The sequence below is a fragment of the Variovorax endophyticus genome (assembly GCF_025376855.1).
GTDB lineage: Bacteria > Pseudomonadota > Gammaproteobacteria > Burkholderiales > Burkholderiaceae_C > Variovorax.
In genome coordinates this window covers 19,211-46,102 of sequence record NZ_JAHUTH010000021.1, presented here as the reverse complement: position 1 = coordinate 46,102, position 26,892 = coordinate 19,211, and the positions used below count along the sequence as shown (strand labels likewise).

General features: G+C 69.4%; 29 protein-coding genes. 17 read left to right on the top strand and 12 right to left on the bottom strand.

The genetic code is table 11. The features are described from left to right. Nucleotides 1-5: 5 nt before the first annotated feature. The 11 genes from KV106_RS25160 to KV106_RS25110 all read right to left on the bottom strand — a co-directional run bounded on the left by KV106_RS25160 (nucleotide 6) and on the right by KV106_RS25110 (nucleotide 10,504). Complete coding sequence (locus KV106_RS25160) at nucleotides 6-1,484, bottom strand: benzaldehyde dehydrogenase (RefSeq protein ID WP_057593066.1); 1,479 nt, start codon at nucleotides 1,482-1,484, stop codon at nucleotides 6-8. A gap of 176 nt (nucleotides 1,485-1,660) precedes the next feature. Beyond that, entirely contained in the window at nucleotides 1,661-2,383 is a 723-nt protein-coding gene (gene cuyB / locus KV106_RS25155) for a cysteate racemase (RefSeq protein ID WP_261213155.1), read from the bottom strand. After that, a complete protein-coding gene (locus tag KV106_RS25150; protein WP_261213154.1) occupies nucleotides 2,383-3,072 on the bottom strand; it encodes an aspartate/glutamate racemase family protein in 690 nt (229 codons plus the stop codon). Before KV106_RS25150 ends, cuyB begins: the two co-directional genes overlap by 1 nt. Beyond that, nucleotides 3,069-4,580, bottom strand: coding sequence for a dihydropyrimidinase (gene hydA / locus KV106_RS25145; RefSeq protein WP_261213152.1), 1,512 nt, complete (start codon nucleotides 4,578-4,580; stop codon nucleotides 3,069-3,071). The genes KV106_RS25150 and hydA overlap by 4 nt, the downstream gene beginning before the upstream one ends. Nucleotides 4,581-4,600: 20 nt before the next feature. Further along, complete coding sequence (locus tag KV106_RS25140; protein ID WP_261213150.1) at nucleotides 4,601-5,536, bottom strand: N-carbamoyl-D-amino-acid hydrolase; 936 nt, start codon at nucleotides 5,534-5,536, stop codon at nucleotides 4,601-4,603. A gap of 45 nt (nucleotides 5,537-5,581) precedes the next feature. Beyond that, nucleotides 5,582-6,268 carry an amino acid ABC transporter permease gene (locus KV106_RS25135; RefSeq protein ID WP_057593062.1) on the bottom strand — a complete coding sequence of 229 codons (687 nt, stop codon included), beginning with the start codon at nucleotides 6,266-6,268 and terminating at the stop codon, nucleotides 5,582-5,584. A 21-nt stretch (nucleotides 6,269-6,289) separates the two neighbouring features. Next, nucleotides 6,290-6,970, bottom strand: coding sequence for an amino acid ABC transporter permease (locus KV106_RS25130; RefSeq protein ID WP_261213147.1), 681 nt, complete (start codon nucleotides 6,968-6,970; stop codon nucleotides 6,290-6,292). Nucleotides 6,971-6,991: 21 nt separating this feature from the next. Beyond that, nucleotides 6,992-7,741, bottom strand: coding sequence for an amino acid ABC transporter ATP-binding protein (locus tag KV106_RS25125; RefSeq protein ID WP_057593060.1), 750 nt, complete (start codon nucleotides 7,739-7,741; stop codon nucleotides 6,992-6,994). Nucleotides 7,742-7,793: 52 nt separating this feature from the next. Beyond that, nucleotides 7,794-8,636 carry a transporter substrate-binding domain-containing protein gene (locus tag KV106_RS25120; protein WP_261213144.1) on the bottom strand — a complete coding sequence of 281 codons (843 nt, stop codon included), beginning with the start codon at nucleotides 8,634-8,636 and terminating at the stop codon, nucleotides 7,794-7,796. A gap of 257 nt (nucleotides 8,637-8,893) precedes the next feature. Further along, nucleotides 8,894-9,808 (bottom strand): LysR family transcriptional regulator, encoded by a 915-nt coding sequence (locus tag KV106_RS25115; protein ID WP_057593058.1) that lies wholly within the window; start codon nucleotides 9,806-9,808, stop codon nucleotides 8,894-8,896. 54 nt (nucleotides 9,809-9,862) lie between these two features. Continuing rightward, nucleotides 9,863-10,504: a GntR family transcriptional regulator gene (locus tag KV106_RS25110; protein WP_057593057.1), complete on the bottom strand. Its 642-nt coding sequence runs from the start codon at nucleotides 10,502-10,504 to the stop codon at nucleotides 9,863-9,865. Nucleotides 10,505-11,001: 497 nt separating this feature from the next. Between KV106_RS25110 and KV106_RS25105 the strand changes: the two genes are divergently transcribed. From KV106_RS25105 to KV106_RS25040, 14 genes are all read left to right on the top strand, one after another. After that, nucleotides 11,002-11,952, top strand: coding sequence for a TauD/TfdA family dioxygenase (locus tag KV106_RS25105; protein WP_261213141.1), 951 nt, complete (start codon nucleotides 11,002-11,004; stop codon nucleotides 11,950-11,952). Between the two features lie 116 nt (nucleotides 11,953-12,068). Then, a complete protein-coding gene (locus KV106_RS25100) occupies nucleotides 12,069-13,040 on the top strand; it encodes a Bug family tripartite tricarboxylate transporter substrate binding protein (protein WP_261213139.1) in 972 nt (323 codons plus the stop codon). Between the two features lie 71 nt (nucleotides 13,041-13,111). Next, nucleotides 13,112-13,987, top strand: coding sequence for an ABC transporter substrate-binding protein (locus tag KV106_RS25095; protein ID WP_057593055.1), 876 nt, complete (start codon nucleotides 13,112-13,114; stop codon nucleotides 13,985-13,987). Nucleotides 13,988-14,002: 15 nt separating this feature from the next. Beyond that, nucleotides 14,003-15,142 carry an amino acid ABC transporter permease gene (locus tag KV106_RS25090; RefSeq protein ID WP_261213136.1) on the top strand — a complete coding sequence of 380 codons (1,140 nt, stop codon included), beginning with the start codon at nucleotides 14,003-14,005 and terminating at the stop codon, nucleotides 15,140-15,142. Nucleotides 15,143-15,157: 15 nt separating this feature from the next. Continuing rightward, entirely contained in the window at nucleotides 15,158-15,901 is a 744-nt protein-coding gene (locus KV106_RS25085; protein ID WP_261213133.1) for an amino acid ABC transporter ATP-binding protein, read from the top strand. 63 nt (nucleotides 15,902-15,964) lie between these two features. Next, entirely contained in the window at nucleotides 15,965-16,684 is a 720-nt protein-coding gene (hutC, locus tag KV106_RS25080) for a histidine utilization repressor (RefSeq protein ID WP_057593077.1), read from the top strand. 23 nt (nucleotides 16,685-16,707) lie between these two features. After that, the gene (locus KV106_RS25075; RefSeq protein WP_261213131.1) at nucleotides 16,708-17,478 is read left to right on the top strand and encodes an AraC family transcriptional regulator; all 771 of its coding nucleotides are present in this window, start codon (nucleotides 16,708-16,710) and stop codon (nucleotides 17,476-17,478) included. 33 nt (nucleotides 17,479-17,511) lie between these two features. Further along, nucleotides 17,512-18,294 carry an NAD(P)H-dependent oxidoreductase gene (locus KV106_RS25070; protein WP_261213129.1) on the top strand — a complete coding sequence of 261 codons (783 nt, stop codon included), beginning with the start codon at nucleotides 17,512-17,514 and terminating at the stop codon, nucleotides 18,292-18,294. A 22-nt stretch (nucleotides 18,295-18,316) separates the two neighbouring features. After that, the gene (locus KV106_RS25065) at nucleotides 18,317-19,492 is read left to right on the top strand and encodes an NAD(P)/FAD-dependent oxidoreductase (RefSeq protein ID WP_261213128.1); all 1,176 of its coding nucleotides are present in this window, start codon (nucleotides 18,317-18,319) and stop codon (nucleotides 19,490-19,492) included. A 13-nt stretch (nucleotides 19,493-19,505) separates the two neighbouring features. Next, entirely contained in the window at nucleotides 19,506-20,279 is a 774-nt protein-coding gene (locus tag KV106_RS25060; RefSeq protein WP_057593050.1) for an SDR family NAD(P)-dependent oxidoreductase, read from the top strand. Nucleotides 20,280-20,282: 3 nt separating this feature from the next. Then, entirely contained in the window at nucleotides 20,283-20,735 is a 453-nt protein-coding gene (locus KV106_RS25055; protein ID WP_261213125.1) for a VOC family protein, read from the top strand. A 16-nt stretch (nucleotides 20,736-20,751) separates the two neighbouring features. After that, nucleotides 20,752-21,510 (top strand): LamB/YcsF family protein, encoded by a 759-nt coding sequence (locus KV106_RS25050; protein WP_261213123.1) that lies wholly within the window; start codon nucleotides 20,752-20,754, stop codon nucleotides 21,508-21,510. A gap of 8 nt (nucleotides 21,511-21,518) precedes the next feature. Further along, a complete protein-coding gene (locus tag KV106_RS25045) occupies nucleotides 21,519-22,220 on the top strand; it encodes a 5-oxoprolinase subunit B family protein (RefSeq protein ID WP_261213121.1) in 702 nt (233 codons plus the stop codon). Next, a complete protein-coding gene (locus KV106_RS25040) occupies nucleotides 22,213-23,217 on the top strand; it encodes a 5-oxoprolinase subunit C family protein (RefSeq protein WP_261213120.1) in 1,005 nt (334 codons plus the stop codon). The genes KV106_RS25045 and KV106_RS25040 overlap by 8 nt, the downstream gene beginning before the upstream one ends. A gap of 6 nt (nucleotides 23,218-23,223) precedes the next feature. On the opposite strand, the gene KV106_RS25035 is transcribed toward KV106_RS25040, so the two are convergent. Continuing rightward, complete coding sequence (locus KV106_RS25035; RefSeq protein ID WP_261213118.1) at nucleotides 23,224-24,156, bottom strand: LysR family transcriptional regulator; 933 nt, start codon at nucleotides 24,154-24,156, stop codon at nucleotides 23,224-23,226. Between the two features lie 109 nt (nucleotides 24,157-24,265). Between KV106_RS25035 and KV106_RS25030 the strand changes: the two genes are divergently transcribed. From KV106_RS25030 to KV106_RS25020, 3 genes are read left to right on the top strand one after another with little or no spacing between them, the layout of a single operon-like run. Further along, on the top strand, nucleotides 24,266-24,802 hold the full coding sequence (locus tag KV106_RS25030) for a thiamine pyrophosphate-binding protein (RefSeq protein ID WP_057593044.1): 537 nt from the start codon (nucleotides 24,266-24,268) through the stop codon (nucleotides 24,800-24,802). Then, a complete protein-coding gene (locus KV106_RS25025; RefSeq protein WP_261213115.1) occupies nucleotides 24,802-25,398 on the top strand; it encodes a thiamine pyrophosphate-dependent enzyme in 597 nt (198 codons plus the stop codon). Before KV106_RS25030 ends, KV106_RS25025 begins: the two co-directional genes overlap by 1 nt. A gap of 11 nt (nucleotides 25,399-25,409) precedes the next feature. Beyond that, a complete protein-coding gene (locus tag KV106_RS25020) occupies nucleotides 25,410-26,888 on the top strand; it encodes an aldehyde dehydrogenase (protein ID WP_261213113.1) in 1,479 nt (492 codons plus the stop codon). Nucleotides 26,889-26,892 lie beyond the last annotated feature (4 nt).

Here is a 26,892-nt window from a genome sequence, read left to right as displayed (position 1 = left end):
GCGCATCACAGGGGATAGCGTGGCGCGGCGTCCTTGACCGTCATCCACTGCCACTGGGTGAACTCCTCCCAGTTGGCGGGCCCGCCGATGCTGGTGCCGTTGCCCGAGGCGCCGACGCCACCGAAGGGATTGACCACCTCGTCGTTGACCGTCTGGTCGTTGATGTGCAGCAGGCCCACGCGCAGTTGCTCGCCGATCGCCATGGCCCGGCCCACCGATCTCGAGATGATGGCGGCCGAGAGCCCGAAGTCGGTCTGGTTCGCGAGCCGCACCGCTTCCTCGTCGCTGTCGAAGGGCGTGATCGAGGCGACCGGGCCGAAGATCTCCTCCTCGAACGCCGCCATGCCCGGCTTCACGCCCGACAGCACCGTGGCGCCGAAGAACAGCCCCTTCGCCTCGCCGCCCGCGGCGAGCTTCGCGCCCTGCGCGACCGAGCGATGGACGATGTCGCTCGCATGGTCCACCTGGCCCTGGTTGATCAGCGGGCCCATCGCGACCTGTCCGCTCGCGGGATCGCCGACCGGCAGGTTGTTCGCCTTCTCCGCCATGCGCCGGGTGAACTCGTCCGCGATCTTCGAATGGACGAGCACGCGCCCGGCCGACATGCAGATCTGCCCCTGGTGCAGGTAGACGCCCCAGGTCGTGTTCGCGATGGCCAGGTCCATGTCCGCGTCGTCGAGCACGATCAGCGAGTTCTTGCCGCCGAGCTCGAGCGACAGCTTCTTCAGGTGCTCGCCGGCCACCTTGCCGACGCGACGGCCGGCGGCGGTCGAACCGGTGAACTGGATCATCCCGACGTTCGGGTCCTTGCACAGCGCCTCGCCGGCATCGCCGCCACCGGGCAGCACGTGGAGCACGCCGGCGGGCAGACCCGCGTCCTCGAACAGCCGGGCGATGCTGAAGCCGCCGCACACCGAGGTCCGCGGATCGGGCTTGAGCACCACCGCGTTGCCGACCGCGAGCGCCGGCGCCACGGCTCGCATGGCCAGATACAGCGGAAAATTGAATGGCGAGATCACGCCCACCACGCCGATGGGACGGCGGCGCGCGATGCTGAGCCGCCCGGGCTCCGAAGGCAGCACCTGGCCCTGGGCCTGCGACGGCATCGCGCTGGCCTCGTGCAAGGCCTTGATGGTGACCGCGAGCTCGAACTCCGCCTTGGGCCGGATCGAGCCGCTCTCGCGCACCAGCCAGTCGACGATCTCCTCGCGGTTCGCGCCGGCGAGTTCGGCGGCCTTGCGCAGCACGGCCGCGCGCTGGTCGTAGGGCGTGGCGGCCCAGGCGGCCTGGGCCGCGCGTGCATCGGCGGATGCCGAGGCGATGTCGTCGGGCGATGCGATCGCCACGGCGCCGAGGGTGCGGCCGGTGGCCGGCTCGATCACGTCGCTCGATTTTCCGAGGGCCCGCCAGCCGCGGCTGAAGGCCTTGCTGTTCCAGGTCGTCGACGCCAGCCATGGGCCGGCGGCATCGGGGGTGGTGGTCATGGGGAAGGTCCTTCCTGGATGAGGATCGGGGATCGGGCAGGCGCCGGCAAGGCGACGCCTGGAAGAGGGTGCGTCAAATCATTGAGCAGCACCCCGAGCTTCGCTCTAGGAGATTCCCCCATACCGTCGGCCACCATATCTCTATATTCAACAGAATATAGCGACGGCCGATTTCTTCAGCCGGTCGCGACGGCGGGCCGCATCAGCCCGATGGCCTCGCGCGCCAGCGCATCGATCGAATCGGTCAGCACCACATCGAACTCGCCGCGCTGCGCCGCCGGCACGGCCAGCGGCAGCTCGGTGCAACCGAGCACCACCGCGCGCGCGCCTTGCCGCGCGAGCGCACGAATGCCTTCGGCCGCGGGCGCGAAAGCCTCGTCGATGCGGTTGGCCTTCACGGCCACGATCGCGGGCACGCACAGGCGCCGCACCTCCTCGGTGGAGGGTTCGATGGGCTGGTAGCCCGCGTCACGCAGGTGGCGCTGGTACAGCCCCATCGCGATGGTCGCGGGCGTGCCGAGGATGCCGACCTTGCCTTCGGTCACGCCCTGGCGGCGCAGGTCCGCCACCACGGCCTCGACGATATGCAGCAGCCGGGTCGGGCTCGCGGCCTGCAGCTGGTCGAACCACAGGTGGGCGGTGTTGCACGGGATGGCGATGCAGTCGGCGCCTCCGGCCACCAGCGTGTCGATGCCGCGCAGCATGCCGGGCAGCGGGCTCGGCCCCTGGCCGAGGAAGGCCGAGGAGCGATCGGGAATGGCGGGGTCGTTGCACAACAGCACCGGGATGTGCTGCTGGTCGTTGTCGGCCGGCGTGAGCTGCACCATGCGCAGCGCGAAGGCGGCGCCGGCCAGCGGGCCCATGCCGCCGAGCACGCCCAGCCGCCGCGGTGCGCTCATCACGTGGCGGCTCCGTCGCGCCAGGCCCGCGCGAGCCGGGCCGAGAGTTCGGCCGCCGCCTCGCAGGGATCGATCACGGGCACGCCCACCGCGGCTTCGAGCGGGGCGCGCAGCTCGGCCATGCCGGCGCAGCCGAGCAGCACCACGTCGGCGCCATCCTCGTCGACCAGCAGGCGCGCCGCCGCGATCATCGGCGCCAGCGCATGGGCGGCGTCGCCCGACAGGTGCACCGGCAGGTCGAGCGGCCGTTCGGCCACGACGCGCTCGCGCACGCCCAGCGCCTCCCAGTAGCGCAGGTGGCGCGGGATGGCGGCACTCGCGATGGCGACCACGCCCACGCGCGCGCCGCGCGCCATGGCGGCACGCATGCCGGCCTCGCCCAGGCCGACGACCGGCCGCTCGCTGCGCGTGCGCGCCACGGCGATGCCGGGGTCGCTGAAGCAGGCCAGCACGAAGGCATCGGCCTCGGCGGCATGGGCGGCCACGTCCTCGGCCGCGAGGCGCGCGCCCAGCTCGAAGTCGTCCTGCGTGACGATGCCCGGCGGGCCCTCGTGCGCCGTGACGCAATCGAAGTCGCATTGCGCGGGCGGCACGGTGGCGCGGAAGGCGCGTGCCACGGCCTCGGTCACCGAGACGCTGCTGTTCGGGTTCAGCACGCGCACGCGCGGCGGGTTGACGGTGGTGTTCATGCCTTCTCCTCGCCGAGGCCGATCAGCGCCTTCAGCACATGGCCATGCGGACGCTGCGCGGGCGCCACCGGAGCGCGGCGCGCAAGGTCCGGCGCGCCGCGGCGTAGGTACTGGCCGCTGCCGCGCTCGGCATGCAGCGTGTCGTTCTCGATCACCACGCGGCCGCGGCTCACGACCACCTCGGGCCAGCCCTGGATGGTTCGGCCCTCGTAGGGCGTGTAGCCGGCGTTGTCGTGCAGCATCGCGGCGCTGATGGTGGTCTCGCGCTCGGCGTTCCACACCGCGATGTCGGCGTCCGCGCCCAGCGCGATCGCGCCCTTGCGCGGCGCCAGGCCGTAGAGCCGGGCGTGGTTGGTGGCGGTGAGCGCCACGAACTGGTGGATGTCGATGCGCCCCTTGAGGAAGCCTTCGCTGAACAGCAGCGGCAGGCGCAGTTCGATGCCGGGCACGCCGTTGGCCATTTCCTTGAAGGTGGTGGCGTCGCCCTTGGGCAGCTTGCCGGTCTCGTCGAAGCGGTAGGGCGCGTGGTCCGACGAGTAGGTGGCCAGGGTGCCGTCGATCAGGCCGCGCCAGATGGCTTCCTGCGCATCGGCATCGCGCGCGGGCGGCGAGCAGCAGAACATCGCGCCCTCGAGGCCCGGGCGGTCCATGTCGTCCGCCGTCAGGAACAGGTACTGCGGGCAGCTCTCGGCCAGCACGTTGGCGCCCAGGATCTGGGCCTGGCGGATCACTTCCACGGTGTCGCCGCCGGCCACGTGCACCAGCAGCAGCGGCACGTCGACCAGCCGCGCCAGCGCGATGGCGCGGTAAGTGGCCTCGGTCTCGGCCAGCGGGTCGTGCGCCACGCCGTGGAACTTGGGCGCGGTGTGGCCGCGGTCGATCAGGCGCTGCGCGATCCAGCGAATCATGTCGTTGTTCTCGGCATGCACCATCACGAGTGCGCCCTCGGCCCGCGCCAGCGCGAGCACCTCGAGCAACTGGTAGTCCTCGAGTTTCATGCGGTCGTAGGTCATGTAGACCTTGAGCGAGGTGATGCCGTCGCGGATGGCCGCGGGCAGGTCGGTCGAGAGCGTGGCGTCGTCGGGGTTGGCCAGGATCAGGTGGAAGCCGTAGTCGATCACCGCCTTCTCGGCCGCGCGCTGGCTGTAGTCGGCCAGCACCTCGGGCACCGACATCTCGCGGTGCTGCGCCGCGAAGGGAAGGATGGTGGTGGTGCCGCCGAAGGCGGCCGACACGGTGGCCGAGTAGAAGTCGTCGGCGCACATCATGCCCATGCCCGAGCGCTGCTCGACGTGGCAATGGCTGTCGATGCCGCCCGGCAGCACCCAGCGGCCGGTGGCGTCCACGTCGCGGCGGCCCGGCGGCAGCGAGCCGCCGATGGCGGCGATGCGGCCGTCGCGCACGCCGAGGTCGCCCTCGACCACGCGGCCGTCGGTGACGATGCGCCCGCCGCGGATCGTGAGGTCGAAGGGTTCTTCGCCGATCAGCGAAGCGATGGTGGTGTCCATGAGGGGTTCCGTGCGCGCGTTCAGACCAGCGGCTCGCCCGCGCCCGTGCGCTCGACGATCAGGCGGTAGTGCTCGGGGCGGCGGTGCTTGGCGAAGTTGAAGACATGCTGGCGGAAGTATTCGCCCAGCGACATGTCGGCCTTCACGCAGATCACCTCGTCCTCTTCCGTGAGCGAGCGCGCCACGATCTCGCCCGTGGGCGCGACGATGGCCGAGCTGCCGATCATGTGGTGGCCGTCCTCCGAGCCGCACTTGGCGGCCGCCGCCACCCAGATGCCGTTCTGGTAGGCATTGGCCTGCAGCGACACCAGGTGCGTGGTGGTGCGCAGGTGCACCGGCTCGTTCCAGTGGATGTTGAGCGAGGGCGTGTTGTAGCCCAGCACCACCACCTCGGCGCTCTGCAGCGCCATCACGCGGTAGGTTTCGGGCCAGCGCCGGTCGTTGCACAGGCACATGCCGAAGCGCGTGCCCATGGTGTCGAAGACGCGGAAGCCCAGGTCGCCGACCTCGAAGAACTTCTTCTCCAGGTGCTGGAACGGCGCCTCGGGCTTGTGCTCGGAATGGCCGGGCAGGTGGATCTTGCGGTACTTGCCGACGATGGCGCCCGCGCGGTCCACGATGATCGCGGTGTTGTAGCGCGTGCCCTCGGGCGTCAGTTCGGCATAGCCGAGGTAGAAGCCCAGGCCGAGCTTCTTCGCCTCGTCGAACAGCGGCTGCACCTGCGCATTGGGCATGGCCGGCTCGAAGAAGCGGGCCTCGGCCTCGGCCTCGTCCATCCAGTAGCGCGGAAAGAAGGTGGTGAGCGCGAGCTCGGGGAACACGACCATCTCGGCACCGCGGCCCTTGGCGTCGCGCATCAGCTCGACCATGCGGCGCACGACCGCCTCGCGGGTGTCCGCCAGATGTACCGGGCCCATCTGGGCGACGGCCAGGCCCAGGGTACGTTTGCTTGTCATCATTGCTTCCTCAATCAGCGTTGGTGGTTGTAGTGGATAGGCGCCTCAGGCGGCCTTGGGGTTGGGTCGACGCTGGCGTTTCTCCAGCCGCCCCAGCAGCACGACCAGCGGCCACAGCAGCGCGAGATAGATCAGCGCGGCCAGCACGATGGGCGTGGGGTTGTAGAGCATCGATTGCGCGGAGCGCGCGGCATACAGCATCTCGGGCACCGACACCACGCTGGCGATGGTGGTGAGCTTCACCACCTCGATCATGTTGCTCACGAGGTCGGGGAACACGTTGCGCACCGCCTGCGGGATCTCCACGAACAGCAGGCTGGCCGGGCGGCCCATGCCGGTGGACAGCGCGGCCTCGCGCTGGCCGCGCGGCACCGACTCCAGGCCCGCGCGCAGGATCTCGCCGAAGTAGCTCGAGTTGTTGAGCATGAAGCCCAGCGCCACGCAGGCCATCGGCGAGAGCTCCATGCCGAGGTAGGGCAGGCCGGTGTAGAGGAAGATCAGCAGCACCAGCGGCGGGAAGGCGCGGAAGAAGTCGATGTAGACCACGAGCAGCGCGCGCACCAGCCGGTTGCGGATCACGAAGCCGGCCAGCGCCAGCACCATGCCGGCCGCCAGCCCGAGCGGGATCACCCAGGCCGACAGCAGCAGCGTGTTGAGCAGGCCCTGCAGGATGTAGGGCCCGACCTCGCGCACCACGCCGAGGTTGAAGAAGTACTGGAGGATGAGTTCCATGGAGGGCTCCGTTCGGCGGCGTCAGTGGCGGCCCGCGCCGTGGCGCCGCTCGATGTAGCGCCCGGCGACCACCACGGGCAGGAAGATCACGAGGTAGCCCAGCGCGCCCATCATCAGCGGCGTGGGATTGCCCGCGAAGCTGGTGGCCGAGGTGGCCTGGTTCAGGATCTCGTTGAGCGCGGCCACCGAGCCGTAGGCCGTGCCCTTGGTGATGGCGATCACGCGGTTGGTCAGCGGCGCCACCATCAGCCGGCACGACTGCGGCAGCAGCACGTGCACCATGGCCTGCGTGTGGCTCAGGCCGGTGGAACGCGCGGCCTCCATCACGCCGCGCGGCTGCGACTCGATGCCGGCCCAGAACACCTCCTCGGAGAAGGCCGCGAGCACCAGCGTCAGGGCCAGCCAGGTCGAGGCGAAGGCGCCGAGCGACACGCCCAGGAAGGGCAGTGCGTAATAGAGCAGGATGATCAGCACCAGCGGCGGCAGCGCGCGCAGGATGTCGACCAGCGTCGACACCAGCAGCGGCAGCCCGCGCACCGGCAGGCTGCGCAGGTAGGCCAGCACGATGCCCAGCGCCAGGCCGGCGGCGATCACGGCCAGGCCCAGCTCGATCGTCACGCGCGCGCCGTCCAGCACCTGGGGCAGGTAGCGCGCGGCGATGTCGCCGTTGAAGAAGGTGAAGACGAGCTTGTCGAACTGCATGCGGCGCTTCCGGTCGGTCGCTCAGAGCGCGCGGCTGCCGATGCTGGCGATGAAGGCCGCGGTGCGCGCATGCACCGGCGCCTCGAACACCTGCGCGGGCGAGCCCTGCTCGACGATGACGCCGCCGTCCATGAACACCACGCGGTCGGACGCCGCCTTGGCGAAGCCCATCTCGTGCGTCACCACCACCATGGTCATGCCGTCGGCGCGCAATTCGCGCATCACCTGCAGCACGCCGCCGACCATCTCGGGGTCGAGCGCGCTGGTCGGCTCGTCGAACAGCACCAGCGCGGGCTTCAGCGCGATCGAGCGCGCGATGCCCACGCGCTGCTGCTGGCCGCCCGACAGCTGGGTCGGGCGCACGCGCGCCTTGTGCTCCATGCCGACGCGCGCGAGCGCCTCCATGGCGCTGTGCTCGGCCGCGTCGCGCGCCATCTTCTTGACCTTGCGCAGCGCCAGCGTCACGTTGCCCAGCACGTCGAGGTGCGGGTAGAGGTTGAAGGCCTGGAACACCATGCCCACGCGCTCGCGCAACCGGTTCAGGTTGGCGCCGCGCGCATAGATGTCATGGCCCTCCACGCGCACCTCGCCGCGACTCGCGTCCTCCATGCGGTTGCAGCAGCGCAGCAGCGTGCTCTTGCCCGAGCCCGAGGGCCCGATCACCGAGACCAGCTCGCCCGCCTGCACGTCGAGGTCGATGCCGTTGAGCACGGGAACGCTGCCAAAGGATTTGTGCAGGTTGCGGACTTGCAGGAGCGGGGAAGACGTCACGGCGATGCTCGGCTTGTGGGGGACTGGGTGAACGGGGAGGGCAGGGACGCGCTTACTTGCAGACCGGCTTGGCGCTCGTGGCCTCGTAGCCGAACAGGCCCGGAATGCCGTGGCCGGCGGGCGAGACCACCGTGGCCGAGTCGGCCGCGGGCTCGGCGCCGAACCACTTCGTGTGCAGCTTCTGCAGCGAGCCGTCGAGCTTCATGCACTTGAGCACGTTGCTCACCTGGTCGCGCCCGGCCTTGTCGTCGATGCGGAACGGAATGGCCCAGACCGAGCCGGTCTTGATGACGAAGGTGGTCTTGATCGCCGGCGTGCTCTTCACGGCCCAGGCCGAGGGCGTGACGCCCGCCAGGTTGGCGTCGCCGCGGCCCGAGATCACGGCCTGCACCGCGTCGGCGTTGGTGCCGTAGACGGCGATCTCGTAGCCGTACTGCGCCTGGTTGTTGCGCGCCCATTCCTCGGGGCCCGAGCCCTTGTTCACGGCGATGGTCTTGCCCTTGAGGTCTTCCAGGCGCTGGATGTCGTTGCGATCCTTCTTCACGACCAGCGTGAAGTTGTTCTCGAGGTAGCCCTCGGTGAAGAGCACGGACTTCGCGCGCTCGGGCGACACCGTGGTCGGCGCCATCAGGAAGTCGAACTTGCCCGCGTTGAGCGCGGGGATCAGCGCCGAGTACTGCGCGCCCTCGATCTCGATGCGGCGGCCGAGACGCTTGGCGATCTCCTCGCCGAGCTCGACGTTGAAGCCCTGGTAGCCGCCGCTGAGCTTGGGGAAGGCATGCGGCGGGAAGTTGGGATCGACGCCGGTGCGCAGCGGCGCGGGCTGGGCGGCGGCGCCACCCGCGATGAGGGCGAAGGCCAGCGGCGCCAGCAGGGACTTGAGGTGACGGAACATGGGCTTTTCTCCAGAAATAGTCGCGGTCGGAACGGCGGGGTTCGCGGGGTGCGAACTGCATCGCCGTGGTGTGCGGCGGCCATGCGACGAATTATTTCGAGCGGGAAAAGCGGCGTCGATTGATGCTTTGTGCGGCGTCCTTGCGCGTGGGTTAACACCTGGCCTCGGGCTGGTGCACCATGCTGGCGCACGCCTACATGCGGTGCGAATCGCATGCTATTGGGGCATTCCCTGGCCCGCGGCGGCGGGCCCGCCGGTCAGTCCTCCTGCACCTGCGGCGCGGCGAGCCCGCGCTGCATCAGCACGCTGCGCAGGGTGCGCGCGAAGGCTTCGGCGGCCGGCGAGAGCGGGTCGGTGCGCAGGTGCACGAGGTGCGCGACCAGCGGCTCGATGCCTTCCACCGGCAGGATGCGAAAGCGCGCGTCGGGCCAGGCCTGCAGCGAGAACTCGTCGACCAGCGCGATGCCCGCGCCCAGGTGCGTGAGCGCGCAAGCGTTCTGCGGCGAACCCACCTCGAGCATGGTGCGCGGCACGTTCTCCTGCGAGGCGAAGAAGTGGCGCACCAGTTCGCCGAAGGGCGTGCCGCGCGGGTACGACATCAGGTCGTAGGGCAGCAGGTCCTGCGCGCCGACCGCGTTGCGCGCGGCCAGCGGATGCGTGCGCGGACAGATGCACACGATGCGGCAGCGCGCGACCGGCATCGTGATGAGGTTCGGATGGTCCACCGCCTCCAGCGAGATGCCGAGGTCGAAATGCCGGCTCAGCAGGCGCTCGCGCAGCAGGTCCTGGTTGAGGCACTTGAAATGCACGCGCGTCTCGGGGTTGGCCTGGTGGTAGTGCGCGATCGCCATCGGCACCAGCATGTGGCCGATGCCCGGGCTCGACACCACGCTGATCAGGCCCGAGCGGCGCGCCGAGAGCTCGTGCGTGAGGTCGCTGATGCGCTGCACGCCCTGGTAGACGTCCTCGACCTCGTGGTACAGGCGCCGCGCCTCGGCCGTGGGCGACAGCCGGCCCTTGATGCGCATGAAGAGCGGAAAGTTGAGCTGGGTCTCGGTGTGCGAGAGCACCCGGCTCACGGCGGGAACGGACACATGCAGCAGGCGGGCGGCATCGCTCACGGAGCCGGTGGCCATGATGGCCCGGAACACTTCGATTTGGCGCAGATTCATGGCGCGGAACTTTAGCGCTACATCGCGCCGCCCCTGGAACCGCGCCGCGGGCGCCTATTCCTGCAGCGCCGCCTGCGTGTGCTCGATGTGCTTCTCGAGCAGTTCCACCGCCAGCGGGATGTTCTTGGCGATGCAGGCCTTGAGGATCTGCGAATGCTCGGACTGCGAGGACTTGCGCCCCACCTTATGCGACTGCAGGGCGCGCAGGTGGCGCGCGATGCCGCGCACGCTTTCCTCGATCATCCTGAGCAGCTTGTCGCGCCCGCAGGGGCGGTAGAGCGTCAGGTGGAACTCGAGGTTGAGGTCGGCCCACTCCTGCGGCGATTCGCTGCCGTCGTAGCGCGCGATGATCTCGCGCGCGGCGCGGTGGTCGGCGGGGCGCAGGTGCGGGATCGCGAGCTTGAGCGCGCGGGTCTCGAGCGCGATGCGGATGTCGAGCGCCTCGACCAGGTCCTTGATCGACTGCGACGCGACGGTCGAGCCCGCGTGGGCGCGGTGCTCGATCAAGCCCTCGGCCTCGAGCCGCTTCAAGGCCTCGCGCACGGGGATGCGGCTGACGCCGAAGCGCTCGGCCAGCGCCTGCTGCTTGAGCTGCACGCCGATCCCCAGTTCGCCGCTCAGGATCAGTTGCCGCAAGGATTCCGTGACGGAATCGGCCGAGAGGATCTGCTCGCCGGTCGGTGCCTGGGCCACCATTCGAACTCCCTTGTTGTCTTCGCCATGAACTGCGGGGATTCTACGGAAGATCCCATTTCGGATCCCTTGGACGAGGGGGCCGGGACATCCTGTATAGCCGGCAGCCGCGGCAGCGGTTAAAAACGAGATCCTGGATTGGATCCAATCTGGAACGCTTCTTGCTCGCCGTTTTTCCTGAAGTTCGGAAGGGGCCTGCCAGGCGACGAATGTGTGCGTTGCGCCCCACATTGGATCCAATTCTGAATTCAATCATGGAGCCATTCGTAGGTATTTGCCCTTGATTTGCCCTCTTGCCCGTTGCGGTGGAAGCGAATGGCTGCCTAACATCTGTACCTGTCTATACATCAGTAGACAAGCCCAATCATCTTTCTGGAGAGTTCATGTCCGAGTCGAGTTATCTGAGCGGCGCCTGCGTTTGGTCGGGTGCCGAGATGGGCCAAAACCATCGGTGGGTCAAACAGTTTCCCGCCGTCGTTCTGGATCAAATCGATACTGCGTTGCAAAAGACCGAGGGCCTCGACTGGCGCCGGATCGACCGCCAGAACTTCCCGCTGCCCGATGCCAAGGCCTTCTTCGACGAGGTGCGAGAAGAACTCGAGAACGGCTCGGGCATGGTCAAGATCCGCGGCCTCGAGGTGGGGCGCTACCAGCAGGAAGAGCTGCGCCGCATCTGGTACGCGCTGGGCGCGCACCTGGGCACGCCGATGTTCCAGAACTACCGCGGCGAGGTGATGCGCGAGATCAAGGACGAGGGGATGGGCGTCGGCGCCAAGCTCTACGGCGCGACCGTCGACGAGCATGGCAAGCAGTTCCTCTCGTCGGGAGCGCGCACGCTGTCGCCGGGACAGCTGCGCTTCCACACCGACCGCTGCGACGTGGTCGGGCTGCTGTGCGTGCGCCAGGCTTCCGAAGGCGGCGTCAGCAAGCTCGCGAGCAGCGCGACGGTCTACAACCGCATCCTCGAGCGCCGGCCCGACCTGCATGCGCTGCTGTGCCAGCCGATTCCGCGCAGCCGCTTCGGCGAGGAAGCCGGTGGCGAGCACGTGGCCTACGACCTGCCGATCTTCGGCGTGCGCGACGGCAAGCTCACGAGCCACTTCTCGCTGACCTACATCGAGAATGCGCAGATGCTGCCCGGCGTGCGCAAGCTCGGCGAGGCCGAGCACGAAGCCATCCAGTTGCTGATGCAGGTGGCCGAGGAGGAATGCTTCGAGATGCGCTTCGCGCCCGGCGACATCCAGCTGCTCAACAACCACGTGATCTACCACGGCCGCACCGCCTTCAAGGACAACGTGCAGACCGGCGAGGACCGCATGCTCATGCGCCTGTGGCTCTCGGTGCCCAATTCGCGCGCGCTGCCGCCCGACCATGCCGTGCTGTGGGGCGATGTCGGTTCGGGCAAGCCGCACGGCGGCATCGCGCAGCCCGCGGCGGCGCTGCCCGCCTGAACCCGCGCCCTGGCCGGCGCCCGGCCAGGCCCTGGATCCCTGTCTTCGCCGCAGGACCTCCTTTGCAAGGGGGTCCTGCCTTCTGCAACTTGCGTGCGTTCTCGCTGGAGGTTCCCATGAATGGATGGATGCGATGGCTGGCCGTGGCTTTCATGGTCTGCACGGCCGGTGCCGCATCGGCGCAGGACTGGCCGAGCCGGCCGATCCGCTTCGTCGTGCCCTGGCCGCCCGGTGGACTCAACGACACCATCGCCCGCGCGTTCAACGACCGCGTCGGGCAGGCGCTGGGGCAGCCGGTGGTGCTGGACTTCAAGCCCGGTGCCGCGGGCCGCATCGGCGTGTCGGACGTGGCGCGCTCCGCGCCCGACGGCTACACCGTCGGCATGGGCAACCTCGGGCCGCTGACGATCCATCCGGTGCTCTACAAGCAGATGCCCTACGACGTGAAGAAGGACCTGCTGCCGATCGCGATGTTCGCCGCCTCGCCGCTGGTGCTGGTGGTGCCCGTCACTTCGCAGTTCAAGTCGGCGCGCGACCTGGTCGAGGCGGCGCGCGCGAAGCCCGGTGCCTACAACTTCGCCTCGGTGGGACTCGGCAGCCCCGCGCACCTGACCTTCGAGCTGGTGAACGCCAAGGCCGGCATCCAGATCGTCCACGTGCCCTACAAGGGCACCAACGAAGCCCTGCCCGCGGTCATCGCGGGCGACGTGCACGCCACCTTCGACACGCTGTCGAGCCTGCAGCCCTTCATCAAGGCCGGCAAGCTGCGGCCGCTGGCCGTCACCACGGCCGAGCGCGTCGCGCAGTTCCCCGAGGTGCCGACGCTCAAGGAGCTCGGCCTGCTCGACGACCCCGTGCTGTCCTGGTATGCGCTGATCGCGCCGGCGCGCACGCCCGCCGCGATCGTCGCGAAGCTGTACAAGGCCTATGGCGATGCCGCGCAAACCCCGGAGATCCAGAAGCTGCTGGCCGCGCAGGGCCTGATCTACCTGCCGATGTCCTCGGCCGAATTCCAGGCCGGCATCGACAAGGAGACCGCCCGCTGGGGCCGGATCATTCAAGACCACCGCATCGAAGTCACGCCCTGAACGCCGCGCATCTCTCGCCACCCGGACCGCTTTTTTCCCCTCGATTCCAACCAACCCAACGGAGCCCCGACATGAAATCCCTCAAGCGCCAACGAACCACGTCCCACGCCAGGCCCATCGCCTCGGTACTCGCGGCCCTCCTCGTGAGCGCCGCCTCGTTCGCGGCTTCCGCGGCGCCGGACTACGGCAAGTGCGAAGTCACGGGCCAGCGCGGCTCGGTGAAGCTCGAGACCGTGGTGCCGGGCGCGCTGTCCGTGCGGCCCGTGCTGCCGTCGCCGGGCTGGTGGAACGGCGACTCGATCGACACCATCAAGGACGGCTTCGAATACTGCATGGCCGCCAACATGGCCTACCGCGCCGGTCTCGACAAGGTGGTGGTGGTGAACCGCTCGTTCGCGCAGATCCTCACGGGCCAGGCGCAGGGCTTCGACATCGCGCTGAGCCAGATCACCATCACCGACGAGCGCAAGAAGGTGGTGAACTTCACCGAACCCTACTTCAGCTCGGACCAGGGCATCCTCGTGAAGGCCGGCGTCAAGGTCGACAAGGAGAGCATCAGGAAGCTGCGCCTCGGCGTGAAGCAGGGCACCACCATCCTTGGCTACCTCGCCGACAACGTCAAGCCGGTGGAACAGCCCAAGGTCTTCGCCGAGGCGGCCGCGATGTACGCGGCGCTGGCGGCCGGCCAGGTCGACGCCGTGCTCTACGACACGCCCAACCTGCTGGCGCGCGCCAAGCAGTCGAACGGTCTGTTCGAGGTGGTCGGCCGCTACGACACGGGCGAGCGCTGGGGCGGCCTCGTCAACAAGGACTCGCAGAACATGGCGACCTTCAACAAGCTGATCGACGAGATGAAGCGCGACGGCACCTTCGCCCGCCTGGCGAACCAGTACCTGACGCCCAGCCTCGGCGCCGATCCCACCAAAGTGCCCGTCTTCAATCCCTGAGACCGAGATCCGACCATGAACAGTGCAACGCAGCAGTCCGCCGGCCTGCCTTCGCCCGTCGCGGGGCAGGAGCGCCGCCTGAACATCGGAGGCATGCCGAAGGTGCCGCTGATGCTCTTCCTCTTCGCGCTGGCGGGCGTGATCCTGGTCGTCGCGGCCAGCTGGTACACCCTGCAGTCCCTGCGCGAGGCCCTGCGGGGCAGCGCCTGGGACGGCTGGTGGATCACGGCCGGGGCCGGGGTCCTCGCGCTCGCGTCGCTGGCCGTGGTCCGGCCGCTCGCGCGCGCCTTCCAGCGCTGCCGCGGCGTGCGCGCGGCGGCGGGCCGCATGGACATCGTGGCGGCGCGCATCGAGCGCTCCGACGCCTGCGTGCAATGCTGGATCGCGCTCGGCCACACGCTGGCGCAGTTCCTCATGGTGCTGGGCTTCCAGTTCCTGCTGGCCAACAACCAGGCGGTCGCCAAGACCTTCTTCCTGGTGCCGCTGATCGTGAAGACCTTCCCGCTGGTCCTCGATGCGTTCTGGGTCAACGTGAAGATCTTCCTGATCGCCGAGGTGCTGGTGCTGGTCTGGGGCCTGATCGTGGCGCTCGCCATGTTCGCGCCGGGGGCCGCCGGCAAGCCGCTGCGCTTCATCGCCACCGCCTACGTCGACGTGTTCCGCTCGATCCCCGCGGTGCTGGTGATCTACCTGGTCGGCTTCGGCCTGCCGTTGACGGGCGTGCCCATCCTCAAGGACCTGTCGCTCACGACCTATGTGGTGATCGCGCTGACGCTGACGGTCGGTGCCTACGTGGCCGAGATCTACCGTGCGGGCATCCAGAGCGTGCACTGGAGCCAGACGGCCGCTTCGCGGTCGCTGGGGCTGTCGCACATGCAGACGCTGCGCTTCGTGGTCGTGCCGCAGGGCGTGCGCCAGATCATTCCACCGCTGCTCAATGCCTTCATCGCGCTGCAGAAGGACACCGCGCTGGTCAACGTGGTCGGGGTGGTCGACTCCTTCAACCAATCGATGATCGTGGCCTCCAACTACTACAACCTGTCGGCCGCGACCACCGTCGCGCTGCTCTTCATCGTCATCTCCATCCCGCAGACGCGCTTCGTGGAGCGCATGGCCCGCCGCGATCGCGCCCGCATGCGCGCTGGCAACGCATAAACCGAGTCCCCACACATGTCCTTCATCGAGATCAGGGAAATTTCGAAGTCCTACGGCGAGCTGCCGGTGCTCAACCGGCTCGCGATGGCGGTCGAGGAGCACCAGGTGGTGAGCCTGATCGGTCCCTCGGGCTCCGGCAAGTCGACGCTGCTGCGCTGCATCAACGGCCTGGAGCCCATCGACGCGGGCGAGATCCGCGTGCACGGCGACCGCATCACCGGGCCGGGCGTCGACGTCAACTCGCTGCGGCGCGACATCGGCATCGTGTTCCAGGGCTACAACCTGTTCCCGCACATGACCGTGCTGCAGAACGTGACGCTGGCGCCGATCCAGGTGCTCAAGCAGTCGAGGGAGGAGGCCGAGGACCGCGCGATGGCGCTGCTCAAGCGCTTCAGCCTCGCGCACAAGGCGAAGGAATACCCCGACCGCATGTCGGGCGGCCAGCAGCAGCGCGTGGCGATCGTGCGCGCGCTGGCCATGGACCCGATGGTTCTGCTGCTCGACGAGATCACCTCGGCGCTCGATCCCGAGCTGGTGTCGGAGGTGCTCAACATCGTGCGCGACCTCGCCAACGAAGGCATGACCATGCTGCTGGCCACGCACGAGATGGGCTTCGCGCGCGAGGTCTCGTCCAAGGTCTGCTTCCTGTGCGACGGCGTCGTCTGCGAGGAAGGGCCGCCCGAGCAGATCTTCGGCGACCCGCGGCAGGACCGGACCCGTTCGTTCCTGCGCAGCATCAAAGAGGCGAAGCGCATCTAGATGAGCGACCGAAGCGCCCGCCGGCCGCGCCGCGACGCTCCGGACGAGGAGGGCGGCCGTGGCATGCTCGAGGGAATGACGACGACCCTGCACGAGCGAATCAAGGCCCATGTGACGCAGGGCATCCTCGACGGCACCTGGCAGCCGGGCCAGCGGCTGCCATCCGAGTTGGAGCTGGTCACGCAGTTCGGCGTCTCGCGCATGACCGTCAACAAGGCGCTGCGCGAGCTCGCCAACGCGGGCCGGATCGTGCGCGTGGCGGGGGTCGGCACCTTCGTGGCGGAGAAGAAGCCGCAGTCCACCCTGCTGCAGATCGCCAACATCGCGAGCGAGATCCGGGCCCGCGGCCACGAGCACCGGTGGCGCGGCCTGTCGCGCGAGCGCGTGGCGGCCGCGCCCGACATCGCGGCCTGGCTCAACATGCTGCCGGGGCAGTCGATCTTCCGGCTGCAGAGCGTGCACCTCGAGAACGGGGTGCCCGTGCAGCTCGAGGACCGCTACGTCAACCCCAAGATGGCGCCGGCCTTCCTCGACCAGGACTTCTCGGACATCACGCCGGGCGAATACCTGCTCTCGCTGGTGCAGGCCGATCTGGTGGAGCACGTGGTCGATGCCGTCATGCCGACGGCGGAACAGGCGCGCATCCTCGAGATGAAGCCCACCGAGCCCTGCCTGCAGCTGACGCGGCGCACCTGGCTGCGCGAGGTGCCCGTGACCTGGGTGCGCTGCCTGAACCCGGCCTCGCGCTACAGCCTGGGCAGCCGGTTCCGGCCCTCGCCCTGAAGCCCGCCGGACCGGGACACGCGATGCGACTCGACGAACAGGTGCAGGCGTGGCTCACGCGCACGCCCGGGCTGATCGAGACCCTGTTCGACCGGTTGCCCGACGTGCTGTTCTACGTCAAGGACCAGCAGGGCCGCTACCTCTGGGCCAACCAGACGCTGATCGACCGCGCCGGCCTGCAGGACGGCGAGAGCGTGGTGGGCAAGACCGCGGACCAGCTGTTCCCGGCCAGCGGCCTCAGCACGGTGGCGCAGGACCTCGAGGTCATCGACAGCGGCCGGCCGATGCGCGAGCTGCTGCGCATGTACCAGACCTGGCGCGGCGACCGCTACTGGTGCCTGAGCTCCAAGTTCCCGCTGCTCGATGCCGACGGCCGCATCGTCGGCCTGGCCGGGCTGTCGCGCGACCTGCCGCGCCCCAACGAGCGCCATCACAGCTACCGGCGGCTGCGGCGCTTCCTGGATTTCATCGACGCGGGCCTCGACGGACCGGTGCTGATCGCCGAGGCGGCCGCTCATGCCTCGGTGTCGATGGACACGCTGGCGCGCCTGGTGCTCGAGGTCTTCCACGTGACGCCCAAGCAGCTCTTGATGAAGAAGCGCATCGACAAGGCCTGCCAGCTGCTCGAGGAGACGCCGGCCTCGATCACGGAGGTGTCGGCCGCCTGCGGCTATGCCGACCACAGCGCCTTCTCGCGCCAGTTCAAGGTGGCGACGAACATGACGCCGGCGCAGTACCGCGCCTCGCGCCGCGACTATGCAGAAAACCGCAACCCGGTGCGCCGTGCGTTCTAGCTGCGCCTGAGCCCGGCGCTCAGAATTCGCGGCATGAACTGCCTGATCGTTTATGCCCACCCCGAACCCGCATCGTTCAACGGCGCACTGAAGGACGTCGCTGTCCGAGAGCTCGAGCGCATGGGCCATTCGGTGGTCGTCAGCGATCTCTACCGCATGGACTGGAACCCGGCGCTGGGCCCGGCCGATTTCGAGGGCGGGCGCGCGAACGCCGACTATCTCGATCTCTCGCGAGAGCAGGAACATGCCTTCGCGGTCGGCACGCAGCACCCCGCGGTGGCGGCCGAGCAGGCGAAGCTGGCGGCGGCCGACTTCGTGCTGCTGCAGTTCCCGCTGTGGTGGTTCTCGATGCCCGCCATCCTCAAGGGCTGGGTCGACCGCGTGCTGAGCCGCGGCTTCGCCTACTCGGCGGGGCGAAAGTACGAGACCGGGCATTTCAGGGGCAAGCGCGCGATGCTCAGCATCACGACCGGCACGGCCTCCACGCTCTACGAGCCGAACGGCATCGACGGCGATCTCCATCACGTGCTCTGGCCGATCCACAACGGCATCCTGGCCTATACGGGCTTCACGGTGCTGCCGCCCTTCGCCGCCTGGATGCCCGCGCGGCTGTCGCCGCGGGAGCGCCAGGCCTGCCTCGATGCCCATGCCGAGCGCCTGCGCGGCATCGAGCGCATCGAGCCGCTGTTCTTCCATCCCTGGAGCGACTACGACGAATCGCAGCGGCTCAAGCCGGGCGTGGTGGCGCGCTCGGGCGTGCAGTGGAATCCGCGCGCCGGCCAGAGTTTCGAGGACTCGGCGTCGGCCAATGCCTGAGCGTACTGTGCAGGAAACCCGCATGTCCTCCGCCCAATCACCGCGCGTCGTCATCGTCGGCGGCGCCATCATCGGCAGCTTCTGCGCCTGGTCGCTGCGCCAGGCCGGCTTCGCGGGACCGATCACCGTGGTCGAGAAGGACGCCTCGTACCGGTTCTCGTCGACGGCGCTGTCCGCGGCCTCGATACGCACCCAGTTCGGCACGGCCGCGAACATCCGGATGAGCCTCTACGGCGCCCGGATGTTCCGCGACATCAAGGCCTTGTTCGGCGACGAGGCAGACATCGGCTACCGCGAGCGCGGCTACCTGATCCTCGGCGGCCACGACCAGGTCACGCAGCGGCTGGAAGCCGTGCGCATGCAGCGCAGCCATGGCGCCGACATCCGGGTGCTCGATCCCGGCGAGCTGGCCGCGCGCTATCCGGGCGTGGACTTCGGCGACGTGGGCATCGGAACGCTGGGCGTGCAGCACGAAGGCTGGTTCGATGCCTGGAGCCTGCTGTCCGAGGTGCGCCGCGCGGCGCGTCGGCTGGGCGTGGACTACGTGGAGGCGACGGCCAGCGGCTTCCGTACCGACGGAGCGCGCGTGAGCGGCGTCGAGCTGTCGAACGGCGAAGTGCTGGCCTGCGACTTCTGCGTGCTGGCCGCGGGCGCGCTCTCGGGCCGCCTGGCCGCCTTGCTGGACATCGCGCTGCCGGTGGTGCCGAAGAAGCGCACCGTGTTCTCGTTCAAGACGCCGTTCAAGGCGAGCGAGCTTCCGATGCTGTTCGATTCGAGCGGCATCTGGGTCCGGCCCGAAGGGGAGGGCTTCATCGGCGGCATCCAGCCCCCGGCCGAGATCGACGGGGACGCCGACGGCGACTTCGAACCGCACCACGACCTGATGGAGTCGCTGTTCTGGCCCCTGCTCGCCAAGCGCATCCCGGCCATGGAAGAACTGCGCCTGCAACGCGCCTGGGCCGGCCACTACGAGGTCAACACGCTCGACCACAACGGCGTCGTCGGTCCGCATGACGAGCTCGGCAACCTGATCTTCGCGACCGGCTTCTCGGGCCATGGCGTGATGCACGCGCCGGCGGTCGGCCGCGGCGTGGCCGAGCTGATCACGACGGGCGCGTTCCGCAGCATCGACATGAGTCCCCTGGGCTGGGCGCGCATCCGCAGCGCCACGCCCTTGTTCGAATCCATCGTTTACTGAAAAGGAGATCGCCATGAGACTGGCAGGCAAGGTGGCAGTGGTGACGGGCGCCGCGCGCGGCATCGGGCGCGCGACGGCGGAACGGCTTCTGGCCGAGGGCGCGAAGGTGGTCGTGTCGGACATCGACGCCCAGACCCTCGAGAAGACGGCCGCCGAGATCGGCCCGGCAGCCGACGTCTTCGCGGTGCGCGCCGACGTCTCGAAGAAGAGCGAGGTGGTCGGCCTTGTCGAGGCGGCGGTCCGGCATTTCGGCACCCTCGACATCATGGTGAACAACGCCGGCATCGCGCCGGTGGTGGAGTTCCTCGATGTCACCGAGGAGATGCTCGACCGCGTGCTCGACGTCAATCTCAAGGGCGCTTTCTACGGCACCCAGGCGGCGGGCCGCGAGATGGTCGCGCGCGGCAAGGGCGGGGTGATCATCAACATGTCCTCGATCAACTCGGGGCTGGCCAATCCCAACGTCGCGCCCTACGCGATCTCCAAGGGCGGCATGAACCAGGTGACCTCGACCGCGGCCGTGGCCTTCGCGCCGCACGGCATCCGCGTGGTCGGCGTCGGGCCCGGGACCATCATGACCGACATGGTGGCCGGGGCCTTCGTGCAGAGCGCGGGCAACCATGCCATCCTCTCGCGCACGCCGCTGGGCCGCTATGGCCAGCCCTCCGAGATCGCCTCGGTGGTCGCCTTCCTGGCGAGCGACGATGCCTCCTACATCACGGGCGAGACCATGTACGTGGACGGTGGCCGGCGCGTGCTGAACTACGTGGTCCCGGTCAAGGGCTGAGCGATGACGCATCCCTTCGCCAAGCTGCATCACCTCTGCATCGTGGTGCACGACATCGACCGGACGCAGGCCTATTACGAGGCTATCGGCATCGGCCCCTGGACCGAATACCCGCCGCTGGCCGAATACGAGGAACTCGAGGCGCCCAGCAAGCCCGGCTTCCTCGCGCTCAAGTACCGCGTGTGCAACCTGCCGACCGTGCAGCTCCAGCTGTGCCAGCCCTGCGCCGAGCCGACGCCGCAGCGGCTGCATCTGGACAGCAAGGGCGAGGGCGTGTTCCACGTCGGCTTCGAGGTGCCGGACGCCGATGCCGCGCAGGCGCAGGCCACGGCGCTGGGCCTGCCGGTGCTGATGCGCGGGCGCCGCGCGAACCGCACGGGCTTCACCTACTACGACAGCGCCGACGGCGCGGGCGTCACGCTGCTCACGCGGGCGACCCACCATCCGGGCAAATAGCAGCGAGGAGCGGGCCATGCGGATCGATCTGAATTCCGACCTGGGCGAGGGCTATGGCCCGTGGACGATGGGAGACGACGCGCGGATCCTCGACTGCGTGACCAGCGCCAACATCGCCTGCGGCGGCCATGCGGGCGATGCGGAAACCATGTACCGCACCCTGCGTCTCGCGGCGGAGCGCGGCGTGAACGTCGGCGCCCATCCGGGCTACAACGACCGCGAGGGCTTCGGGCGGCGCGTGATACCGATGCCGCCCGCCGAGATCGGCCGCATGGTCGCGGCGCAGGTCGGCGCGCTCGCGGCGATGGCCCGGCTCGCGGGCACCGAGGTGCGCTACGTCAAGCCGCATGGCGCGCTCGGCAATCTCGCGGCCGCGGACATGGGCGTGGCCCAGGCCATCGTCGCCGCGCTCGAGAAGATCGACCCCGCGCTCGCGATCCTCGCCATCTCGGGCACCTGCCTCGAGCGGGCCGCGCGCGCGCAGGGGCTGCGCGCCTTCTCGGAGATCTTCGCCGACCGTGCCTACCAGCCCAATGGCCAGCTGGTGCCGCGCGGCCAGCCGGGCGCGGTCCTGCACGATGCCGAGGCGGCCGCGGACCGGCTGATCGGCTTCGTGCGAACCGGGAAGATGCCGGTGCAGGGCGCCGACCCCATCGCCTTGAAGGCCGACTCGGTCTGCGTCCATGGCGACAACGCCGAATCGGTCGAGATGGCACGGCACATCCGCCAGCGGCTGACGGCCGAAGGGATCGTGCTGGCCCCGTTCCTCGGATAGCCGCGGGTATGTCGACGCCGGAATGGCCGCGCTATGTGCCGGTCGCGGACCACTCGCTGCTGGTGTCCTTCGCCGATGCGATCGCCGACCCGGCCAGCGCCGCGGTGCTCGCGCTCGACCGGGCCCTGGCCCATGCGCCGCCCGAGGGCCTGCTCGAATGCATCCCGGCCTTCGTCAGCCTGTTGATCGTCTTCGATCCCCTGGTCACCGATCACGCGCGGATCCGGGAGGCGGCCGAGACGCTGCAGCGCGATCCGCCGGCCGGCCCGCCGGCGGGAGAAGCGCGCGAGGTCGAGGTCTGCTACGACGACGACCTCGCGCCCGACCTCGAAGCGGTGGCACGGGCTTCCGGCCTGGGCATCGACGCGGTGATCGACCTCCACCTGCAGGGCGACTACCGGGTGCGCATGTACGGCTTCGCGCCGGGCTATGCCTACATGTCGGGCGTGCCGCCGGAGATCCAGGTGCCGCGCAAGCCCTCGGCCCTGCGCGACATCGCCGCGGGCAGCGTGCTGATCGCGGGACCGCAGTGCCTCGTCACCACGCTGCGGATGCCCACGGGCTGGTCGATCGTCGGCCGCTCGCCCACGCGCATCCTGACGCGCGACGACAGCGCGCCCTTTCTCTTCGGCGTGGGCGACCGCGTGAAGTTCAAGCGCATCGGCCGCGCGCAATACGAAGCCAGGCTGGAGAACGAAAGCCATGGCTGAAGCCAGGCTGCGCGTGCGCGCCTGCGGCCCGCTGGTCACGTACCAGGACGGCGGCCGACCGGGCATGCTGCGCTTCGGCGTGCCCGCCTCGGGCCCGATGGACCGGCTCGCGCATGCCGCGGCCCATGTCGCGCTCGGCAACCCGCAGGATGCCACCGCCATCGAGGTCTCGCTGGGCGGGCTGGAGCTGCTGTGCGAAGCGGGCGAGGTGAGCTGCGGCATCGCCGGCGGCGAGTTCCAGGTCCGCCATTCGGGCGCGGCGACCGGTTCGTGGTGCGTGCGAACACTGCGCGCGGGCGACACGCTGTCGATCCGTCCGGGCCGCTGGGGCAGCTGGGCCTACCTGGCCTTCAGCGGCGAGCCGGTGTGCGGGCATTGGGCCGGGCACAGCGCCACGCATTCGGCATCGGGTCTCGGCGGCGGCAGCCTGGTGCCGGGCGCCGAGATCGTGTTGCGCAATACGCAGGTCGTGCAGGAACGCGAGGGAGACCGCACCGCGCCCGCGCTGGCCGGTCCGCGCCCGCTCGTGCGCGTCGTGCTCGGGCCGCAGACCGACAGCTTCGAGACCGCCTCCGTCGCCGCGTTCCTCGACGCGGGCTTCTCGGTCACGCCCGCCCGCGACCGCATGGGCATGCGCCTCGCGGGACCGGCACTGGCCTTGAACAATGCCTTGTCCATTCCTTCCGAACCGATCGTGCGCGGCTCGATCCAGGTCGGTGGCGATGGCGTGGCCTCGGTGCTGCTGGCCGACCACCAGACCACCGGCGGCTATCCGAAGATCGCCACCGTCCTGTCCTGCGACCTCGATGGCCTGTCGCAACTCCGACCGGGCGACGGGCTGCGCTTCCAGGCCGTGGACCCGGCGGAGGCGATCCGGCTCGTGCGCCTGGAAGCACCGCCGAGAAGCCGGTTCCTGCAGGCGATGGCCCAACCGCCGGGCAGCCTGCCGGACCGCCTGATGGCCGAGAACCTGATCAGCGGCGTCGTGCTGGCATAGCGCGCCTCATGCGCCGAGCCAGCGGCCCTCGGGCCAGGCACCGGCATCGATCGCGCGCCGCGCCTCCCGCGTGAGCACGTCGACCGCGCAGCGCACATGCCGCGCGATCGGCCGGTTGACGGGCAGGGCCAGCACGATGGTCCGGCGGATGCCCGGATCGGCCAGCGGCGCGCCCCTGAGCTTCTGCGTGCGCAGGTCCTCCGCGACCGCGATCGGCGGCAGGAGGGTCAGGCCATGGCCGCCGAGCACCAGGCTTCTCTGCACGCTCAGCGCGTTGGTCTCGGCCGACAGGTCGAGCGTCACCTGGGCCACGGCGCAGGCATGCTCGACCAGCGTGCGGATGCCATGCGGCGCGCTCGGCAGCACCAGCTTGTGGCCCGCGAGTTCGGCCAGCGCCACCGGCCGGTCGGGCCGCAGCTTGCTGCTCTTCGGGCCGATGACCCACAGCGCCTCCTCGATCAGCGGCGTGGTCTGGATGTTGGGCGAGCGCTCCGCGCCATAGAGCAGCGCGGCATCGACCTCGCCCGATTCGAGCCAGCGCAGCAGCGTGCCCGCGTAGCCCATCGCGATGCGCACGCGGATGCCCGGGTAGTCGGCCGCCAGCGTCGCCACCAGCGGGCTAGAGAGGATGTCGATGGTGCTCGGCAGCAGCCCCAAGGTGACCAGCCCGCCGATGCCGTTGTCGACGGTGCCGATCTCGGCCCGGGCCCGGTCCAGCTCGAGCAGCGCGCGGCGCGCATAGCCGACGAGCGCCAGCCCCGCATCGGTCAGCACCATGCCGTGGCGCTCGCGTTCGAACAGGGGCGCGCCGATGTCCTCCTCGAGCAGGCGGATCTGCCGCGACACCGCGGGCTGCACGAGGTGCAGCACCTCGGCCGCGCGCGTGACGTTGCCGGTCTCGGCCACCGTGAGAAAGGCGCGCAGTTGCTTCAGGTCCATGTGGTTGCCTCCATGCGCAAACGTGATCGTGGAATCTCGAATTTCTATTTCACATTCTCAGGCATCAAATTCTATGATTTCTGGCACTTTGACCAACCAACCCCGATTCATGAACCAGACCACCCAGGCCGCCCCCGACTGGCAGCAGGCCGCCTTCCGCGTGCTCAAGGCGGGCGGCGTGAGGCAGATCGCCTACGTGCCCGACGCCGGCCATTCGCATGTGATCCGCAGCGCCATCGCCGACCCCGACATCGAGGACGTGGTGCTGACCACCGAGGAGGAGGGCGTGGCGCTGGTGAGCGGCGCCTGGCTCGGCGGACAGCGCGCCGTGCTGCTGATGCAGAGCAGCGGCGTGGGTAACTGCGTGAACATGTTCTCGCTGCTGCAGGCCGCGGACTTCCCGTTCTTCACGCTCGTGACCATGCGCGGCGAATACGCCGAGTTCAATCCCTGGCAGGGCCCGATGGGCAAGGCCACGCAGGCCGCGCTCGAGCTCATGGGCATCCACGTGCTGCGCGCCTCGAAGCCCGAGGAGGTCGAGGAGATCGTCAGCGCGGGCTTCGATGCCGCCTTCGAGGCCGGCGAGAAGGTCGCCGTGCTGCTGGGACAGGAACTGATCGGCCGCAAGAAGTGGGAGCGCAAGTGATGAACCCGAAGACCCCGGCGCAGCGCGCCGACCGCCGCGAATTCGTGGCCCGCCTGATCGCCGCCATTCCCGATGCCCTGATCGTCACGGGCCTGGGCTCGGCCTCCTACGACGTGTTCGCCAGCGGCGACCGCGAGCGCAACTACTACCTGTGGGGCGCCATGGGCGGCGCCGCCTCGCTGGGGCTGGGCCTGGCGCTCGCGCAGCGCGACAAGTCGGTGGTCGTCATCACCGGCGACGGCGAGCAGCTGATGGGCATCGGCAGCCTCGGCACCATCGGCGTCAAGCAGCCGAAGAACCTCAGCATCGTGATGCTCGACAACGGCCATTTCGGCGAGACCGGCATGCAGCGCAGCCACTCGAGCCTGGGCGCCGACCTGGTGGCGGTGGCCAGGGGTTTCGGCATCGCCGATGCGTTCTCGGTGAGCAGCATCGATGCCTGCGAGGACCTGGCCGAGCGCATCAACGCCCGGCGGCAGACCACCTTCGCGCAGGTGTTCATCGATGCCAACGAGCCGCCGCGCGCACTGCCGCCGCGCGACGGTTCTTACATCAAGAACCGCTTCCGCGCCGCGCTGGGCTTCACCCCTTTCTGACGGGCGAGCCCATGCAACGCTATTCATTGCACATCGGCGGCGACGCCTGCGAGCCGCATGGCGGCACCTGGTTCGAGACCCAGAACCCCTTCACCGGCGAGAGCTGGGCGCAGATCCCGCGCGGCGACGCGCAGGACGTCGACCGGGCCGTGCGCGCCGCGCACCAGGCGCTGACCAGCGGGCCCTGGTCGGAACTGACCGCGACGCAGCGCGGCGCGCTGATGCGCAGGCTCGGCGACCTGATCGCGCGCGACGCGGCCCGGCTGGCCGCCACCGAGGTCCGCGACAACGGCAAGCTGCTCGCGGAGATGCGCGGCCAGCTCGACTACCTCCCGCAGTGGTTCTATTACTACGGCGGGCTGGCCGACAAGGTGCAGGGCAGCACGCTGCCGCTCGACAAGAAGGGCTACTTCGCCTTCACGCGCCACGAGCCCGTGGGCGTGGTGGCGGCCATCACGCCGTGGAACTCGCCGTTGCTGCTGCTGGCCTGGAAGCTGGCGCCGGCGCTGGCGGCGGGTTGCACCGTGGTGGCCAAGCCCTCCGAGTTCACCTCGGCCTCGACGCTCGAGTTCGCGCAGCTGTTCGAGGAGGCCGGCTTTCCTCCGGGCGTGTTCAACGTGGTGACGGGCTTCGGTGCCGAGGTCGGCACGCCGCTGGTCGAGCATCCGCTGGTGGCCAAGATCAGCTTCACGGGCTCGGATTCGACCGGCCGCCTGATCAACGAGCGGGCCGGGCGCCTCTTGAAGCACACGGCCATGGAGCTGGGCGGCAAGTCGCCCAACGTGGTGTTCGAGGACGCCGACCTCGAGCAGGCCGCGTTCGGCGCGATCTCGGGCATCTTCGCCGCCACCGGCCAGACCTGCATCGCCGGCTCGCGCCTGCTGGTGCAGGCCAGCATCCACGACGCCTTCGTCGAGCGCCTGCTGGCGGTGGCGCGCATCGCGCGCATGGGCGACCCGATGAGCGCCGACACCCAGGTCGGCCCGATCACCACGCCGCCGCAGTACCGCAAGGTGCTCGAGTACATCGACATCGCGCGCGCCGAGGGCGCGACCGCCGTGCTGGGCGGCGCCAAGGGCACGGGCCCGGAGTGCGGCACGGGCTGGTTCGTGCAGCCCACCATCTTCACGGGTGTGCGCAACGACATGCGCATCGCCCAGGAGGAGGTGTTCGGTCCCGTGCTGTCGGTGATCCGCTTCGAGGACGAGGCCGACGCGCTGCGCATCGCCAACGACGTGCGCTTCGGCCTCGCGGCGGCGGTGTGGACGCAGGACATCGGCCGCGCGATGCGCATGTCCGAGAAGCTGCAGGCCGGCACGGTGTGGATCAACACCTACCGCGCCGTGAGCTTCATGGCCCCGTTCGGCGGCTACAAGGACTCGGGCCTGGGCCGCGAGAACGGCATCGACGCGGTCCGCGAGTACCTGCAGACCAAGTCGGTGTGGATCAACACCGGCGCGGCGACGGGCAATCCCTTCGTGATGCGCTGAGCCG